This window comes from Amphibacillus marinus (assembly GCF_900110345.1).
GTDB classification, from domain to species: domain Bacteria; phylum Bacillota; class Bacilli; order Bacillales; family Amphibacillaceae; genus Amphibacillus_D; species Amphibacillus_D marinus.
The window spans coordinates 463,296-480,058 of record NZ_FODJ01000001.1; the positions used below are offsets into that span (position 1 = coordinate 463,296).

The following is a 16,763-nucleotide window of genomic DNA, read 5'->3' on the forward strand; positions in this document are numbered from 1 at the left end:
TTTATTCGACTGAAAAGATATAAGAATAAATAGGCTGATTTCCTATATGCACCTCAACTTCAACATCTTCAAACTGCTCTTCAATATAGGATTTGATCGCTGCAGTTTCTTGCTCTGAGGCTTCCTCACCTTGAAGGATCGTAATAATTTCATCATCTTCAGTTATTAATTCTTGAAGCAATTCTTGGGTTGCGGTTAGCTTATCGCGATTGGTCGCTTTAATTTTCCCATCAATCAACCCCATGAAATTACCATTTTCAATTGTAAGCCCATCAATTTGCGTATCTCTTACCGCATAAGTAATTTGACCTGTTTTTACATGTTCACAAGCTGAGGTCATATTTGCCAAATTCTCTTCGATTGACAAATCGGCATTATAAACTAACAGGGCACTCATACCTTGCGGAATTGTTTTAGTCGGTACAACGACTACCTTATCTTCACTTAATTTCGCAGCTTGTTCGGCAGCCATGATAATATTTTTATTATTAGGTAATATAATGACATTTTTGGCATTGACTTTCTCGATTGCCTCTGCAATATCTTGTGTACTTGGATTCATCGTTTGTCCACCTTGTAAAACAACAGAAGTACCCAAACTTAATAAAAGTTCTTCAACTCCTAAGCCCATTGCAACTGCAACAACACCGTACTCAGCCTTTGGCTTTTTCTTCTGCTCTTCTTGTTCGCCAACAATTGAAGCATGTTGCTCACGCATGTTCTCAACTTTAAGTTGCACAAAGCTACCAAAGCGTTGCGCTAGATTCATTGCTTCACCAGGGTATTCAACATGAACGTGAACGCGAACAAAGTCATCATCAGACACAACGAGCAGTGAATCACCTAGCTCACTTAGTTCTTCCCGAAATGCTTCTTCATCATATGGGTACTGCTTTAATTTATCTTGCTCAAATTTAACCATAAATTCGGTACAATAACCAAATTCAATATCAGCTGTATTCATATAATCTTGATTTGATTTATGATGTTCAGCATTAACCATATCATCCATTGGTGCCAGCTCCGCATCTGTTTCTGGTAGAGCCTCTCCTTTTAATGATGCTAAGAACGCTTCATAAATAATAACTAAACCTTGTCCACCGCTATCAACAACGCCTACTTCCTTTAGAACTGGTAATAACTCCGGTGTATATGCTAGTGATTTCTTTGATGCTTTAACAACCTCATCAATGAAGGTTTCAAAATCATCAGTCTGCTCAGCCAATTGTTCTGCAGCCTTGGCCGTATCCTTAGCAACAGTCAAAATTGTACCTTCTACCGGTTTAATAACCGCCTTATAAGCGGTATGAACACCGCTTTGCAAGCCTTGCGCAAAGGTTTTTGGTGTTAATTCTACTAAGCCCTCAACCCCTTTAGAAAAACCTCTAAATAGTTGAGAAAGAATGACCCCGGAATTCCCACGCGCACCCATTAATAACCCCTTGGCAAAAGCATTGGCGACTTCTTCAATCGTTCCCTTAGCTACCTTCTTAACCTCATTAGCTCCTGAAGTCATTGACAGATTCATATTTGTACCTGTATCACCATCTGGAACCGGAAAAACATTCAATGCATCAATCATATTTGCATTATTAGACAGGTGGTTAGCACCTAACAGAATCATCTCAGCTAACTTAGCACCATCTATCTTTGTAAATACCACTGCTACTTCCTCCCTTATTTCCCACATCACATTATCGTAGCTTACTTAAGCTTGAACCCGTACACCTTGAATATAAATGTTGACTGCATTTATTGGTAGTCCTAATGTTTTATCTAATGTATATTTAACCTGTGACTGAACATTGTGAGCGATTTCAGATATCTTCGTTCCATAGCTTACAATTATATACATATCAATTGATATTTGGTCGCCTTCTTGCTGGACGACAACCCCTTTTGAGAAATTCTCTTTACGTAAAATTTCAGCAATACCATCTTTTAATTGATTTTTAGAAGCCATACCAATAATGCCGTAGCACTCAATTGCAGCACCACCTGCCACGGTAGCAATAACTTCATTAGTAATCGTAACACGTCCATCCTTTGTCGTTAACTCAATAGACATTCTTTTGTAACCTCCTTAGGTGGTTTAGTGTTTTGAACAAAAAAAGTTAACATTCACATGAGTGAGGCTAACTACGATCAATATTTCCGCAATAAACATGAATAGCCATTTAACATTTTACAATACTTCATTCAATTAGAAAAGGAATATAATAAAAATTAAAATAGATTAAAACAGTTTCTTTCCTATCTCCTATTATACAATGGACGAAAAAATATTGACTGTCAAGCCTTTTACCTTTAAATATGTTAGATCTAAGACTTGTTAGTTCTTATATTACCCATTGAAGGCTTGCATAAACAAGCTAATGTTCTGTTCAACTTAAGCTGTTTTTTTTACTATAAAGACCAAGATCATTGCATCAACACGTTGCAATTGGTTATTAATTGTGATAAATTAAATAAGTATGAAAAGTGATAGTAGTAAGTGGGAGGGATCAAGATGAGTCGTAAATGTGTGATAACTGGACGCCAAACAAAAGCTGGTAATAATCGTTCACACGCGATGAACGCTAATAAACGTACATGGAAAGCAAATGTTCAAAAAGTACGCATTATGGTAGACGGTAAGCCAAAAAGAGTTTACGTATCTGCTCGTGCGTTGAAATCTGGTAAAGTTGAACGTGTATAATGCTAAGAAAGCGTTAAAGAGGATAATTGTTGAGTAATCAATAATTATCCTCTTTTTTCTTTGCACTTAAATAATAGTTATCCTAGTTAGCTTTCATTAACAGCTACACCTAAATCACAATTATCTAGGTTTAAGTTAATAGCTTAGCAGCACTAGTGCCGCTAAAGTGACTATTGATAAGCCTTTAATTTATTTGATATAGCTTTAATAATTTAACGAAAAAACGCCTATCCACTAATAGACGTCCTTTCGTTTAAATTATTTCTTTTTGGTTTTTCGTTGAAATGATCCTGCAAAAAAACGTACGATTCCGCCAATAAATCTTGGGAGCTTGATTGTGTAAAAACGCATGTGAACCCTCCTCACCAGTTTTGGCAGTTAAATGCTCAACACTATTAATCATTTAACCTGTTCACTACTCCTTATCATCATTAATATGCCTGTATCAAAGGAAAAATGACCATATTCATGATCCAAATGATTAGAAAGTGTTAAGCTGTCACCACGCGTCACATGCGCCGACTGCAAGGGATAATAAAAGCCCGTTAGCGACAAGGAGGTTACACTATCAGTAACTGGTAGAAATGAAATAATTGGGTATCGACTATCTTTTTCCACTTGATACTTACCCGGTTTATATAATTGAATAATATTTTGTTGATCAATTATTGAAGCTGGAATTCCAACTTTTAAAAGCTTTTCAAGTAAGAAAATGACCATTAACTCATGATCTAGTCTACCACCAGTAACACCAAAAAAAGTCAACATAACCTCACCAAGTGTTAAACTGTGCTCAACAGCTAGCTCCAGATCACTAGCATCTTTTTCAACATTGTAGCTAATGACTTTGTCAGCATAGTTCTCAATCGCTATTCTTTCCTGTTTAGTTACCGAGTCGAAATCACCGATAGCCATGTTTAATGGAAGGTTTTGATCAATAATTTCATATGCACCACGATCACAGCCAATCCAATAATGAAAGGAATGTTGTCTTTGTTTTAACTCTGGTATGTTCAGGGCAGGCCCACCAGCAACAATTGCAATTTGCTTCATCCCTTATTGAACAGCCTGACGAATTGATAAGATAGCTTGCCTGCGATCAGGTTGATTAAAGATAGCACTACCAGCAACAAAGACGTCAACTCCAGCATCAGCACAAAGTTTAGCAGTTTCTGCATTAATTCCACCATCTACTTCAATTTCAAACTCTAGATTAAGCTCGCTCCGCCAACGGTTGACAATTTTTATTTGCTCTAAAACAGTAGGAATAAATTGTTGCCCACCGAATCCTGGGTTTACCGTCATAAATAAGAGTAAATCAAGGTCTTTTATAATTGGTCTGACATGTTCAATTGAGGTGGCGGGATTAATAACTAAACCTGCTTTTACACCAGCCGCTTTAATAGCATGTATGGTTCGATGCAAGTGCGGACATGCTTCGACATGCACGGAGATGATGTCCGCCCCTGCTTTAACAAACGTCGCTATATACTGATCTGGATTTTCAATCATTAGATGAACATCAAGTGGTAAAGTGGTTACTGGACGAACAGCTTCAACAATTAAGGGGCCAATTGTAATATTTGGTACAAAGTGACCATCCATGACATCAATGTGAATATAATCTGCACCTGCTAAAGCTACATCTTTAATTTCGTCACCTAAACGGGCAAAGTCCGCTGACAAAATTGACGGCGCTATTTTCTTCATCGTTAATACCTCGGCTTTCTTAATTGGATTTCTTGATAAAATTGCAAATAATGTGCATAGCGAAAGGAGGCTATTTCATTTTTATCAAGTGCTTGCTTAACCGCACATTTAGGTTCTTTAATATGCGTACAGCTTCTAAATTTACAATTATCACTATATTCCAGAAAATCAGGAAAGCATTCTGGTAAGCTGGTCAATTCTAGTTGATCAAACTCTAGTGAGCTAAAGCCTGGTGTATCAGCCACCAATCCCCCAGCGACCTCAACTAGCTCTACATGCCTTGTTGTATGCTTTCCCCTTCCAAGGCTATTGGAAATTTCCGCTGTCTTAATTGCGAGATCGGGGTTAAGGTAATTCAAAAATGATGACTTACCAACACCTGATTGCCCAGCAATTACTGAGGTCTTTCCTTGTAATACTGTTTGAATCTGCTCGAGATTTGCTGACCACTCTTTTGAGAGAAAATGAACATCATAGCCCATTTTTCGATACCAATCTGTACTCAGTTGGACATCTGCTAAAGCTGAATCAGCTACTAAATCCATTTTGGTAACTAAGATAACTGGCTTAATCCGATTAGCTTCGACTAATACTAAGAATCGATCTAATAGAACTGTACTAAAGTCAGGTTCTTTCGCTGAGACAGCTATTAAAGCTTGGTCAACGTTGGCAATCGGTGGACGAATTAAATCATTCTCCCGTGGTAATAGTTCAATGATATAGCCGTCAGTCGTATTATCCGCTTCAAATATGACTTGATCACCAACGAGGGGTGTTTGTTTATTTTTTCGAAACAACCCTCTTGCTCTACATTGATAAAGAGTATCCTCACTCAAGACATAATAGAAACCACTAAGCGCCTTCATAATTTGGCCTTGAAGCATAAATTAATCTCCTTCCACATCTTCATAGGCAACCGTCCTTTGAAGGATTACTTGATCATCTCGCTCTACCTTATAGGTAGCTGTTGAATTCGGTGCAATAACTAAACGGATTGTAAATTCTCGATCCTCTACTATTGTATCCGTCTCATAGAGATCACCTAGGCTATGATTCATGTCATCGATATAAATTCTAACTTCTTGTCTTTGCGGTGAAGGTGGCTCGTTGTTATCTTCATCGTCTTCGTCCCCTGTGTCTTGACTTGGTGTCCCTGTATACGGCACATTAAAGGTAATAGCGTGTGTAATTGGTGGTAACTCTTCCTCGCCTAAGGAAAGAACAAGATTGACGACTGCACCTTCTTCCACATCAGTCCCTGGACTTGGGCTTTGCCTAATCACATCACCCTCACTAACTGAAGCTGAATGCTCCTCAGTCACATTTGCAACAAGTCCATTGCTCGTTAAATACTGTCTAGCTCGAGCTTCGTCTAAACCAACTAAATCATCTAAACTAATCGTCCGCGTTCCGATGCTCACTTCAAATATGACAGTTGTGTCACCTGGAATCACGTCACTTCCCGCCTCTGGACTAATATGAGCAAGGATCGTTCCCGCTGGTTCATCAGAATAAACATCTTCTCGCTCAACATCATCGTAACCTCTTTGCAGCAATAGCCGCTCGACCTGACTATAAGCTTGGCCGACATAATCATCAAATTCTTCTGTCTCTGCCCCTTGGCTAACGAATAATGTAATCGTACTGCCCTCTTTTACGGTGGCCTCAGCTTCGGGATCGGTTCGCACCACATGCTCAGCGTCTATCTCATCTGAAAAAACAGCCTCACGTTCAAACAATAAACCTAAGTCAGTCAATAATTCTTCTGCATCAACTATATGCTCATTTGTTAAGTCCGGAACTTCAACATCATCAGGCTGAAGTAAATTAGGTAAAACAAACAAAGCCAATAAACTCGCAACTAGAAAGACTAAGACAATTGTTGCCACCCAGATAAAGACCTTTTTCTTCTTGGACATTTTCTTCTTTGGTTTTTTTTGTTTGTTGACCTTCTGATCACTTGATTCAACTATTTTAGTTGGCTCGGTGGATTGCTTTGAATGAATAATCGTATCATCAGCACTGCCACCTGCTTCTAATTGTTGATCTGTTACAATTGGGATTGCCCGCGTTGCATCACCTGGCTCTTCAGGCTGGACATATGCTGGTTCATTTATTCGCTCAGGAGTTAATGCAGTGCTTAAGTCAGCCTCCAGTTGCTTAATGTTTTGGTAGCGATGAAAAGGGTCCTTTGCCGTTGCTTTAAAAACAATATTTTCAATACTTTGCGGAATTTCTGGCATCCATTGCTTGATTGAAGGTGTATTTGCTTGTAAGTGTTTAAGCGCAATTGAAACAGCACTTTGCCCAGAAAATGGAATTCGACCAGTCAATAGCTCGAAAAAAACAATACCTAAAGAATAAATATCCGATTTCTTATTAGCAACCCCCCCACGTGCCTGTTCAGGTGACAAATAATGAACGGAGCCTAATACAGAATTTGTTTGCGTTAACGACGTTGCACTCAGCGCAAGTGCTATCCCAAAATCCGTTACTTTTACTTGTTTTTGTGGACTAACTAAAATATTTTGCGGCTTTATGTCGCGGTGGACAATATGATTATCATGGGCATGCTCAATCGCAGAACAAATTTGCTCCATGATAAAAATGCTTTCTTCTACAGAGATCGGGCCATAATGTTGAATGAATTTTTTTAAGGTCATTCCCTCAACATATTCCATCACCATGAAGTAAATACCGTCTTCATCGTCCACATCATACATACTAACAATATTCGGATGAGACAAACTCGTTGCTGATTGAGCCTCTCGATGAAAACGTGAAATAAACTCATCATCATTCGCATATTCAAGCTTTAAGGCTTTAATAGCGACTTCGCGTTCCAAAATCGTGTCGTAGCCAAGGTAAACATTGGCCATGCCACCTCCACCAATCAAACGCTTGACCTGATAACGATCACTTAATAATTTACCTTCTAACAATCTGGATCACCAGCCTTCATTTCCTCATGCTCTAATAAGGCAAGCGTGATATTATCTTCTCCACCACGCTGATTAGCCAGTGAAACCATTGTTTCAGCAATGGTCTTGAGCGGCACAGTTAGGGCTAGCTGATCAATCAAATCTTGATCTGATAATTTATCGGTTAATCCATCTGAACAAATTAATAATCTTGTACCAGAATGCCAAGAGGTTGAGAAAATGTCTGCATCAACAAAGGCATTTGTCCCCAACGCTCTCATTAAAACGTTCTTGCGAGGATGAAGTTCTGCATCTTCTTTAGATAATTGACCAGAGCGAACAAGTTCATTTACAAATGAATGATCGTCCGTCACTTGCTCTAGCTGACCATCTTGAAATCGATAGCACCGACTATCGCCAATATGGGCAATTGAAAGGTGCTCATCTAAGAAGATGACCGCAATGACAGTCGTCCCCATTCCTTTACATTCGATGTTCTCCTCTGCATGCTGAAATACTTGACCGTTAATGACCTTAATATGCTCGCTTAACCAGGCTTCTGCTTCGACCGAATCGTTAATCTGACTAACTTTCTTCCATTCCTGTAGAAAATATTCCTTAACCATTTTACTAGCTACTTCACCGGCTTGGTGTCCGCCCATACCATCAGCGACAACACTAAGGATTTGACCCGCTTGATTAACAAATATTCCTCCAGCATCTTCATTATGTTCACGAACCTTACCTTGATCAGTTACGAAAAACCGCTTCATCTTTGCTCACCTCATATCTAAAAATCGGATCTTTAATTGTTAATGCCCTTTTCGTTTTAATCTTGTCAGGAAGAAGCCATCTGAATTAAAATCATCAGGGAAAATCTGTAGTCCAAACTCAGTTATACCCGTTGTTTTTGAAAGGAACTTGGGAAGCTCATTAAAAAAGTCTGGATCTACTTCAAATGTTTGATGACTAGCGAGAAACTCAGCGATAACAACTTCATTTTCTGTTGGATCAATCGTACAGGTACTATATAAAAGTTTACCATTTTTCTTGAGCAAAGGGGAAATCTTTTCTAACAATTCGAATTGGATTTCAGCTAGATGACGGACATCTTGATCAGATTTGGTATATTTTATATCTGGTTTACCACGAATTACGCCTAGACCCGAACATGGGGCATCAATTAAAATTCGATCGAACGCTCCCTGTTCATGGTGGTTAATAAGCTGTCGACCATCAATGCCCTTTGTTCGAATATTAATCAAGCCAAGTAATTCAGCCTTCTCCTTGACTAGCTTTGCCTTTTTCTCATGAAGGTCATAAGCATAGACATGTCCAGTATTCTTAAGCTTTTCTCCAATATGGGTCGCTTTCCCACCTGGCGCACTGCAAGCGTCTAGAACCGACTGCCCCTCTGCTAAATCCATCATTTCTGCAACAAGCATTGAACTTTGATCTTGGATCGTTAAACTACCCGCTTTAAATAATTGATGATGAAGAATTTGCCCCTTTTCCACCACAATTCCTTGGGGCGAAAATTGTGATTCAACAACTTGATAGCCATCATTAGTTAAAGTTTCCAACGCTAACGCTCTTGTAAGCTTTAATGGATTAATGCGCACTGATATTGGCTTGCTCGTTAGATTAGCCATACATATCCTCCGTGCTTTATCAAGACCATAGCAATCAATCCACCGCTCAACGAGCCATGTTGGATGACTCGTCTCAATAGCAAGCGCTTCAATTGGATCATCAATAGTTTGAAAATTAGGGAAACCATTACGCTGCGCTGAACGTAATACCCCATTAACAAGTTTAACAATACCTTGGTGTCCCCGTTTTTTAGCAATTTCAACAGCTTCATGGACAATTGCATGATCAGGGACTTTATCTAAGTATACCATCTGATAAAAGGACATATATAAAAGCCATTTTACCCAATTATCCATTTTCTTATTGCGCTTAACAAACTGGTTTAAATAGTAATTTAGGGTCAACTTCCTTTGAATAGTACCATAAATAATTTCAGTAAAGAGCGCCTCATCTTTAACTGTCCAATTCATTTTCTTAAGCGTCTGATCAATCATTAAATGACTAAATGCGCCATTCTCCCCAATACGCATTAATACGTCTAAGCAAGCTGTTCGTAGTTGATATTTACTCATCCGCTTCTCCTAACACGTTTCCTACCTGAAATAGTTTACTCTCTCCATTTATATATTCTTGCATTAGCATTCGCTTCTTGCCAGCCAGCTGTATGTCAGTGAGCTTAATGGCAGATCGCTTGCCACAGGCAATAACAATGCCGTCAGCTTCATGTTTAACAATCTGCCCTGGCTGTCCATCACAATCTTGATTTATGGGTTCTGCCCACCACAGCTTTAGGTTGCGACCTGCGATGGTCGTACTAGCTACTGGCCACGGGTGCATCCCCCTTATCTGATTGTAAATTTCAATATTTGATAGGTGCCAATTAATTTTCTCTTGCTCGCGGGAAATGTTCGGTGCATATGTTGCTTGGTCATCCACTTGGTCAAGAGGTTCGATCCTTCTTGAGAAAATGCCCGGAAGTGTATCATGCAAAAGGCTAGCTCCTAATTCCGCGAGCTTCTCGTGCATGGTACCAACATGATCATCCGCTTCTATTCTAATTGCTGCTTGTGAGATAATCGCCCCGGCATCGAGTGCTTCCACCATATACATGATTGTAATACCTGTCTCCTGCTTCCCTTGCATAATCGCATAATGAATGGGTGCTCCACCACGGAGCTCCGGCAGTAAGGATGCATGGACATTAATACAACCAAAAGGTGGTGCATCTAATAATGGCTTTGGTAGTATTTGTCCAAATGCTGCAGTAACAATCAAATCTGGCTGATAAGCAAGAATATCTTGGTATGATTGTTTAATGTTTTCAGGCTGATAGACTGGGATACCTTGTTTAACGGCCGCATCCTTTACAGGTGGTGGCGTTAAAACACGTTTCCTTCCCTTTGGTCGATCTGGCTGGGTAACAACCAATACTACTTCATAACCGTCCGTAACGAGTTGTTGTAAAACCGGTACGGCAAAATCTGGCGTGCCCATAAAGACAATCTTTTTCATTGTTTTTACCTACTTTCTACATTAATTGATACGGTTGTAAATCAATCTGGATTAGCAAATCATCCTTACGCATCATATCTTCGTAATAATTTAATACTTTAGTTAATACCGTATGTTGCTTCGGCTCATGCTTATATTTAATGATACACTGATATCGATACCTGTTTTTTATCCGTTCAATTGGTGATGGTGATGGTCCTAATATACGAGCATCTTGCGAGAGATGCTTTTGCAGTAATTTACAGATCATTCGGGTTACTTCTTCTGCTTTTAGTGGATTAGGATGTAAAACAGTAATAAGTGTCATATAAAAATAGGGCGGGTATTGAAAAGCACGCCTTAATGCCATTTCCTGTTCAAAAAAACCGTGATAGTTGTATTCAGCGGCATATTGGATACTATAATGATCTGGTGTATAGGTCTGAACAACAACCTCTCCTGCTAAAAGATGACGACCAGCACGGCCACTAACCTGTGTCAGTAATTGAAATGTTTTCTCTGCAGCTCGAAAATCAGGTAGGTTTAACAAGCTATCAGCGGCTAACACACCAACTAATGTGACATCTGGAAAATCTAATCCTTTGGCAATCATTTGCGTGCCGAGCAAGATATCAGCTTGCTTGTTACCAAACTGGGCTAACAAACGTTCATGCGCACCCTTTTTTCTTGTTGTATCGACGTCCATTCGAATAACCCGAGCTTCAGGAAATGTTTGATAAAGCGCCTCTTCAACCTTCTGCGTACCAGTGCCGAAATAACGAATCGTATCACTAGTGCATTTTGGACATTGCTGTGGCATTCGTTCTTGATAATTACAATAATGACATTTTAGCGTCTCGTGCTTACGATGATAGGTCAGGGAGATATCACAATTTGGACACTGGACGACATGACCACAATCACGACAGCTCACAAAGGTTGAGTAGCCCCGACGATTTAGGAATAAAACGATCTGTTGGTTTTGCTCAAGTCGATCGCTAATCGCTTCTTGTAATTGGCGTGAAAACATTGTTCGATTACCAGCATGCAGCTCTTCCCTCATGTCTGCAAGATGAACGGTCGGCATGGCATTCTTGCTCATTCGATCAGGCATTTCCAATAAATGATAAAGACCTTTTTTTGCTCTAGCGTAGCTTTCCATTGTTGGGGTGGCACTGCCTAATATTATGGGACATTGATGGTTTTCAGCGCGTTTAATGGCAACATCTTTAACATGATAACGCGGGTGATCCTCTTGTTTGTAGCTTGATTCGTGCTCCTCATCAATGATAATAATACCAATATTATCGAATGGAGCAAAAATAGCTGATCTTGCCCCTACGACTACCCGCACTTCTTTCCTTTGAATTTTGCGCCATTCATCAAACCGTTCTCCTTTTGAAAGAGCACTATGTAAGACGGCAACTTCAGAACCAAATCGACCTTTGAAGCGCTCCACCATTTGTGGTGTTAACGCAATCTCTGGTACTAAGACAATCGCTTCTTTATTTAGTTCCAAGGCGTGACCAATCGCTTGTAAATACACCTCTGTTTTACCACTACCTGTTACACCGTGCAGTAAGAACACACCAGCCTGCTTCTGATGCAGTTGATTAACAATGGCACCTAGTGCTTCAGATTGCTGCGGCCTTAACGGTAATGGCGCTGTTGCTTCTATTATCTTACGATGCTGGTAAGGATTACGATAAACCTCTTCCTTAAAAGTTACTAATAGTCCATCATTCTCTAATGCCTTTACCGTTTGTCTGGTTGTATGCAACTGGTTTAGTAAATCTTTTAATGGAATGGGCGCATTATTTGCTTGAAAGTAATTAATAATCTCACGTTTTTTTTTCGCCCGCTTGCCCAGATCGACTAGATAAGCATCAATCACTTCTTCATCTGCAGCTAACTTGATCATGGCTATTTTCTTTATTGTTTCCTTACTATTAACCTGGTAGCTAATTTCCACATCACCCGCTTGAATAGCTAACTTTAACCGGTGCAGTGGCACATCTCGCTCAACCGCTTCTTTATAATCAAGGTAATCCCTGCCGGCAAAGAGTGCTTCTAAACGCTCATCTAACTGGTCTTCGCTTAAACGGTGAAGGTATTTAACATAGTTAGCTTTTAAAGCTTGAGGTAGCATGGCTTGGAAAGCAGAAATATAAAAGCTCATCGTATGCTCTGCTAACCACTTCCCTAGTTCTAACAGCTCGACTGTTAGAATTGGTGTCATATCCATGGCTGAATCAATATCCTTTATTCGCTCAACCGCCGAAGTATCGGTCAATTCCAGAACATAGCCCATTATTTTTCTATTTCCAAAAGGTACAATCACACGCATACCTATTTCAATCGCATCGTGTAGGTGCATCGGTATTGTATAATCATATATTTTATTCGTTTGTGCAGCTGGCACATCTACAACGACCTTCGCAACCTTCACATTATTCAACCCCTATGTCATCAATAAACTGTCGGATAAGCTGTTCCGCAATTACTTTCTTTGATGCAAGCGCTAATTTCTTTTCTTTGCCTGCTTTGGTCATCACTAAGACCTCATTAGTATCACCTTGAAAGCCGACACCTTCCTGCGAAACATCATTTATGACAATTGCATCAAGCTGTTTTTTTGTTAATTTCTCTTTGCCATAATATTCTACATCGGTCGTCTCAGCTGCAAATCCCACTAAATATTGTTGCTTCTTTTGCTGACCCAGCTCCAGTAAAATATCTGTCGTTCGCTCAAACTCAATTTGGAGCGTACCAGCTTGTTTTTTTAACTTCTGCTCAAAGGTTTTAACTGGGCGATAGTCAGCCACAGCAGCAGACATAATAACCAGATCTTGATTATCATAGTTGGACAGCATAGCCTGATACATCTGCTCTGCGGTAATGACATCAATGCGTTTTACGCCTCGAGGTGTTGCTAGCTGTACGGGGCCAGCTACTAACGTAACTTCTGCTCCTAGTTCAGCAGCTGCTTCAGCCAACGAGAAACCCATTTTACCAGACGAGTGGTTGGTAAAAAAACGAACAGGATCAATTTGTTCACGTGTTGGTCCCGCTGAAATAAGAACTTTTTTGTCACTAAGCTGTTTAGTAAGACTGAATGAATCGTTTAGGACCGCAACAATTTCTTCTGGCTCTGCTAACCGTCCCTTACCGACATAACCACAAGCTAAATAGCCTTCATTAGGCTCGATAAAATGACTGCCCCTTTCCTTTAAAGCGTTCATATTAGTCTGAACAGCTTCATGATGATACATGTGCACATTCATAGCTGGCGCAATGAACACAGGTGCTTCTGTAGCTAATAGTGTCGTTGACAACAAATCATCAGCAATACCATTTGCATATTTCCCAATTATATTGGCGGTAGCTGGAGCAACTACAAATAGGTCTGCCCAATCGGCCAATTGAATATGCTGAATTTCTCTTGGGTTTTTTTCATCAAATGTATCGGTGTAAACGTCGTGACGCGAAATGGCTTGAAATGAAAGTGGTGTGACAAATTGTAGTGCCCCACCTGTTAAAATAACACGTACATCTGCCCCTTGCTGCGTCAGCTTACTTGTTAAGGCAATTGCTTTATAAGCAGCAATTCCACCTGTCACAGCTAGTACAATTTTTTTATTTGTAAGCATTTGATCACATCCTTTGGATACTAGGTATTTAGCTAGTTAACAGCCATGCTCTTTGACTAATTTTCTTAAATTACTTTTAGTATAATCGCTTTCTAAGTGCTTGTCCCTCAAACCGCACTAAGTAAGCAATCATTTTTTTAAAAAAACGTAGAAATGATTGACCCCCCGCCTGCCGATTGGCAAACGAGGGGGCGTTAACGGCGACGACACTAACGTCGTTCTTTATAATCAGTAGAAATAAAGGTTAGCTTTCCGGCATGGATCTCTTCTAAAGCCACACCGACATTTTTAGCAGAGGTTGGACCCTCTATTTGAATAATCTTCGTATCTTGGATCTGGCGCGCTCTCCGTGCAGATAAAGTCACCAACGTATATTTTGAATTAATCTTTTCTTGTAATTGGTCAATTGATGGTTCTAACATCATGATTGACTCACCTCCAATAATTTTTTGTATGCGCTCGCTACTCGCTCACGCTTGCAATGCTCACTCTTAACGATAGCTTGTACCTTCTCAACGGCATGATCGACTTTATCATTGACAACCACATAATCATAGGCATCCATTAATTCAATCTCATCCTTAGCTGCCTTTAAGCGGTTCATTACTAAAGCCTCTGTCTCAGTACCACGATTAATTATGCGATTCTTCAGCTCTTCTAGGCTAGGTGGTGATAAGAAAATAAAGACACCTTCGGGAAAATTAGCCTTAACCTGCAAAGCTCCCTGCACTTCAATTTCAAGAAAAACATCTTTTCCTTCATCAAGGGTTTTCTCAACATAATCGCGTGGCGTGCCATAATAATTGCCAACATACTCTGCATGCTCTAAAAGCTGATTGTCACCAATCATCGCTTCAAAGGTGTCCTTTGAACGGTAAAAATAATCAACGCCTTCCTGCTCACCAGGCCGTATCGGTCGCGTTGTCATGGAAATTGAATATTGCAAAGCTGTGTCTTTTTCAAACAAAGCTTTTCTAACCGTTCCTTTTCCGACCCCTGATGGACCAGATAATACAAATAAAATTCCTTTTTGTTTAATCAAGGATTTAACCCTCCAATTTATCAAAGTAACCAAGTAATCAATCTTTTTAATAATTAAGCTATGTATTATTGTGTTCCAGAACACGAATTTAATTATTCATCTATGTCCTCTTCATGACTAATGACGCGCTGGCCAACTGTTTCAGGTTGAACCGCTGATAAGACGACATGGTCACTATCCGTAATAATAACAGCACGGGTTCTTCTACCATATGTTGCGTCTATTAATTTATTATTGTCTCTTGCAACAGTTATAATACGCTTAATCGGTGCTGACTCAGGTGATACAATTGTTATAATCCTATTAGCTGAGACAACATTGCCAAACCCTATATTAATTAATCTTAACCCCAAGCTTGCTCCCCCTTTAAAAAACTTAAACCATTTTTTATATTATCCTTTTAATTATATACAAATGTAACAGCGTTGAAAAGCCTATTCTATATTTTGTACTTGTTCTTTTATCTTTTCAAGTGCTGATTTTAATTCAATTACATATTCACTTATGCGACTATCATTTGCCTTCGATCCAATTGTATTGGCTTCCCTCATTAATTCTTGAACAATAAAATCAAGCTTTCTACCTACTACGCCAGCTTGTGCTAATAAGCCTCTCGACTGACTAAGGTGGCTGTCAATCCGTACCAACTCTTCGGTTATGTCCCCCTTTTCAGCTAAGATCGCTAGTTCATGATAAAAGCGATCAGTATAGTCCAGCCCCTGGGTACTTAAAAGCAACTCCATCCGTTCTTTCATCCGTAAAAAATGCTGTTCTTTTACTTGACCGCGTAATTGAGTCATCTGGTTGATCAAATTGTCTATTTGATTAAACCTGTCTTTAAGTTCTAAAGTTAGTTTACTGCCTTCAATCTTACGCATCTCATTAACTTGAACACAAGCCGTTTCTACAGCCGCTAAAATCGACGCGATAATCGGCTCATTTATCTGGTCAGCTTCTTTAATAGAGAAAGTATGATCAAAATCAGGAAGCTTGCTAATTAATTGATTTGCATTGTCAGCATAATGACTGGATAGGTCATTAATAAATTGGTTGTACTGGTCAAGCATTGCCCAATTCGGTTTTAATGCCTGCGTTTTTATTAGCTGTTGATCAATGTGAATGAATAGCTCCACTCTTCCGCGATTAAAGAATTTTTTAATAATTGGTTTAATCTGACTTTCAATCATTTGTAAGGAACGATCAGCATTAACAACGATATCCAAAAAACGATGGTTGACTGTCTTAATTTCAATAACAGCTTCTCCATACTCCACACTGACAGTAACACTACCATAGCCAGTCATACTGTTCAACACAATTAGTCACCTCTTTAATTTATAATTCAGTCTAGCATAACACCCATTTTGACAAGTAACCTGCTTGTCATCAATTTTAGCTATTTTTAAGTGGAATCTTTAGCTTTAACAACTTTCCAGTTTAATTAACTAAGCAATTCTTGTCAAATTGAAGCGTTTTTCAAACGTAGCTACATCAACTGATATTTTAAGTACTCAACTTTCGCAGTTAAAAAAGGTGAACAACGCCAATGTCATTGCATAATAGCTAGAATTAAGTATAGAGCTTGACTATTGTCTCTAAATAACTGATCCCAACTCAGTTTACGCTCAAGGCGTCAATGGATTCGCTTTTACCACGGG

17 protein-coding genes are annotated in these 16,763 nt (G+C 39.3%); 1 reads left to right on the forward strand and 16 read right to left on the reverse strand.

Annotation, left to right across the window (positions count from 1 at the left end):
- Position 1: 1 nt before the first annotated feature.
- The gene (locus tag BM000_RS02285; RefSeq protein WP_091494384.1) at positions 2–1,663 is read right to left on the reverse strand and encodes a DAK2 domain-containing protein; all 1,662 of its coding nucleotides are present in this window, start codon (positions 1,661–1,663) and stop codon (positions 2–4) included.
- Between the two features lie 45 nt (positions 1,664–1,708).
- The gene (locus tag BM000_RS02290) at positions 1,709–2,068 is read right to left on the reverse strand and encodes an Asp23/Gls24 family envelope stress response protein (RefSeq protein ID WP_091494386.1); all 360 of its coding nucleotides are present in this window, start codon (positions 2,066–2,068) and stop codon (positions 1,709–1,711) included.
- A gap of 441 nt (positions 2,069–2,509) precedes the next feature.
- On the opposite strand from BM000_RS02290, the gene rpmB reads away from it, so the two are divergent.
- Positions 2,510–2,698 (forward strand): 50S ribosomal protein L28, encoded by a 189-nt coding sequence (gene rpmB / locus BM000_RS02295; protein WP_091494388.1) that lies wholly within the window; start codon positions 2,510–2,512, stop codon positions 2,696–2,698.
- Positions 2,699–2,956: 258 nt separating this feature from the next.
- On the opposite strand, the gene spoVM is transcribed toward rpmB, so the two are convergent.
- The 14 genes from spoVM to BM000_RS02365 all read right to left on the reverse strand — a co-directional run bounded on the left by spoVM (position 2,957) and on the right by BM000_RS02365 (position 16,421).
- The gene (spoVM, locus tag BM000_RS17165) at positions 2,957–3,049 is read right to left on the reverse strand and encodes a stage V sporulation protein SpoVM (RefSeq protein ID WP_091494390.1); all 93 of its coding nucleotides are present in this window, start codon (positions 3,047–3,049) and stop codon (positions 2,957–2,959) included.
- Positions 3,050–3,097: 48 nt separating this feature from the next.
- The gene (locus tag BM000_RS02305; RefSeq protein WP_091494392.1) at positions 3,098–3,751 is read right to left on the reverse strand and encodes a thiamine diphosphokinase; all 654 of its coding nucleotides are present in this window, start codon (positions 3,749–3,751) and stop codon (positions 3,098–3,100) included.
- Between the two features lie 3 nt (positions 3,752–3,754).
- Positions 3,755–4,408 (reverse strand): ribulose-phosphate 3-epimerase, encoded by a 654-nt coding sequence (gene rpe, locus BM000_RS02310; RefSeq protein ID WP_091494394.1) that lies wholly within the window; start codon positions 4,406–4,408, stop codon positions 3,755–3,757.
- A 2-nt stretch (positions 4,409–4,410) separates the two neighbouring features.
- The gene (gene rsgA / locus BM000_RS02315; protein ID WP_091494396.1) at positions 4,411–5,292 is read right to left on the reverse strand and encodes a ribosome small subunit-dependent GTPase A; all 882 of its coding nucleotides are present in this window, start codon (positions 5,290–5,292) and stop codon (positions 4,411–4,413) included.
- Positions 5,293–5,295: 3 nt separating this feature from the next.
- The gene (gene pknB, locus BM000_RS02320; protein WP_091494398.1) at positions 5,296–7,350 is read right to left on the reverse strand and encodes a Stk1 family PASTA domain-containing Ser/Thr kinase; all 2,055 of its coding nucleotides are present in this window, start codon (positions 7,348–7,350) and stop codon (positions 5,296–5,298) included.
- A complete protein-coding gene (locus BM000_RS02325) occupies positions 7,344–8,102 on the reverse strand; it encodes a Stp1/IreP family PP2C-type Ser/Thr phosphatase (protein WP_091494400.1) in 759 nt (252 codons plus the stop codon). Before BM000_RS02325 ends, pknB begins: the two co-directional genes overlap by 7 nt.
- Before the next feature lie 39 nt (positions 8,103–8,141).
- Positions 8,142–9,494, reverse strand: coding sequence for a 16S rRNA (cytosine(967)-C(5))-methyltransferase RsmB (gene rsmB / locus BM000_RS02330; protein ID WP_091494402.1), 1,353 nt, complete (start codon positions 9,492–9,494; stop codon positions 8,142–8,144).
- On the reverse strand, positions 9,487–10,434 hold the full coding sequence (gene fmt, locus BM000_RS02335) for a methionyl-tRNA formyltransferase (RefSeq protein WP_091494405.1): 948 nt from the start codon (positions 10,432–10,434) through the stop codon (positions 9,487–9,489). Before fmt ends, rsmB begins: the two co-directional genes overlap by 8 nt.
- A gap of 16 nt (positions 10,435–10,450) precedes the next feature.
- Positions 10,451–12,862: a primosomal protein N' gene (gene priA, locus BM000_RS02340; protein ID WP_091494407.1), complete on the reverse strand. Its 2,412-nt coding sequence runs from the start codon at positions 12,860–12,862 to the stop codon at positions 10,451–10,453.
- 1 nt (position 12,863) lies between these two features.
- Positions 12,864–14,063 carry a bifunctional phosphopantothenoylcysteine decarboxylase/phosphopantothenate--cysteine ligase CoaBC gene (gene coaBC, locus BM000_RS02345; RefSeq protein WP_091494409.1) on the reverse strand — a complete coding sequence of 400 codons (1,200 nt, stop codon included), beginning with the start codon at positions 14,061–14,063 and terminating at the stop codon, positions 12,864–12,866.
- Between the two features lie 209 nt (positions 14,064–14,272).
- The gene (gene rpoZ, locus BM000_RS02350) at positions 14,273–14,488 is read right to left on the reverse strand and encodes a DNA-directed RNA polymerase subunit omega (RefSeq protein ID WP_091494411.1); all 216 of its coding nucleotides are present in this window, start codon (positions 14,486–14,488) and stop codon (positions 14,273–14,275) included.
- Entirely contained in the window at positions 14,485–15,105 is a 621-nt protein-coding gene (gmk, locus tag BM000_RS02355; RefSeq protein ID WP_091494412.1) for a guanylate kinase, read from the reverse strand. The genes rpoZ and gmk overlap by 4 nt, the downstream gene beginning before the upstream one ends.
- 92 nt (positions 15,106–15,197) lie before the next feature.
- The gene (gene remA / locus BM000_RS02360) at positions 15,198–15,458 is read right to left on the reverse strand and encodes an extracellular matrix/biofilm regulator RemA (protein WP_091494414.1); all 261 of its coding nucleotides are present in this window, start codon (positions 15,456–15,458) and stop codon (positions 15,198–15,200) included.
- A gap of 81 nt (positions 15,459–15,539) precedes the next feature.
- On the reverse strand, positions 15,540–16,421 hold the full coding sequence (locus tag BM000_RS02365) for a YicC/YloC family endoribonuclease (RefSeq protein WP_091494416.1): 882 nt from the start codon (positions 16,419–16,421) through the stop codon (positions 15,540–15,542).
- Positions 16,422–16,763 lie beyond the last annotated feature (342 nt).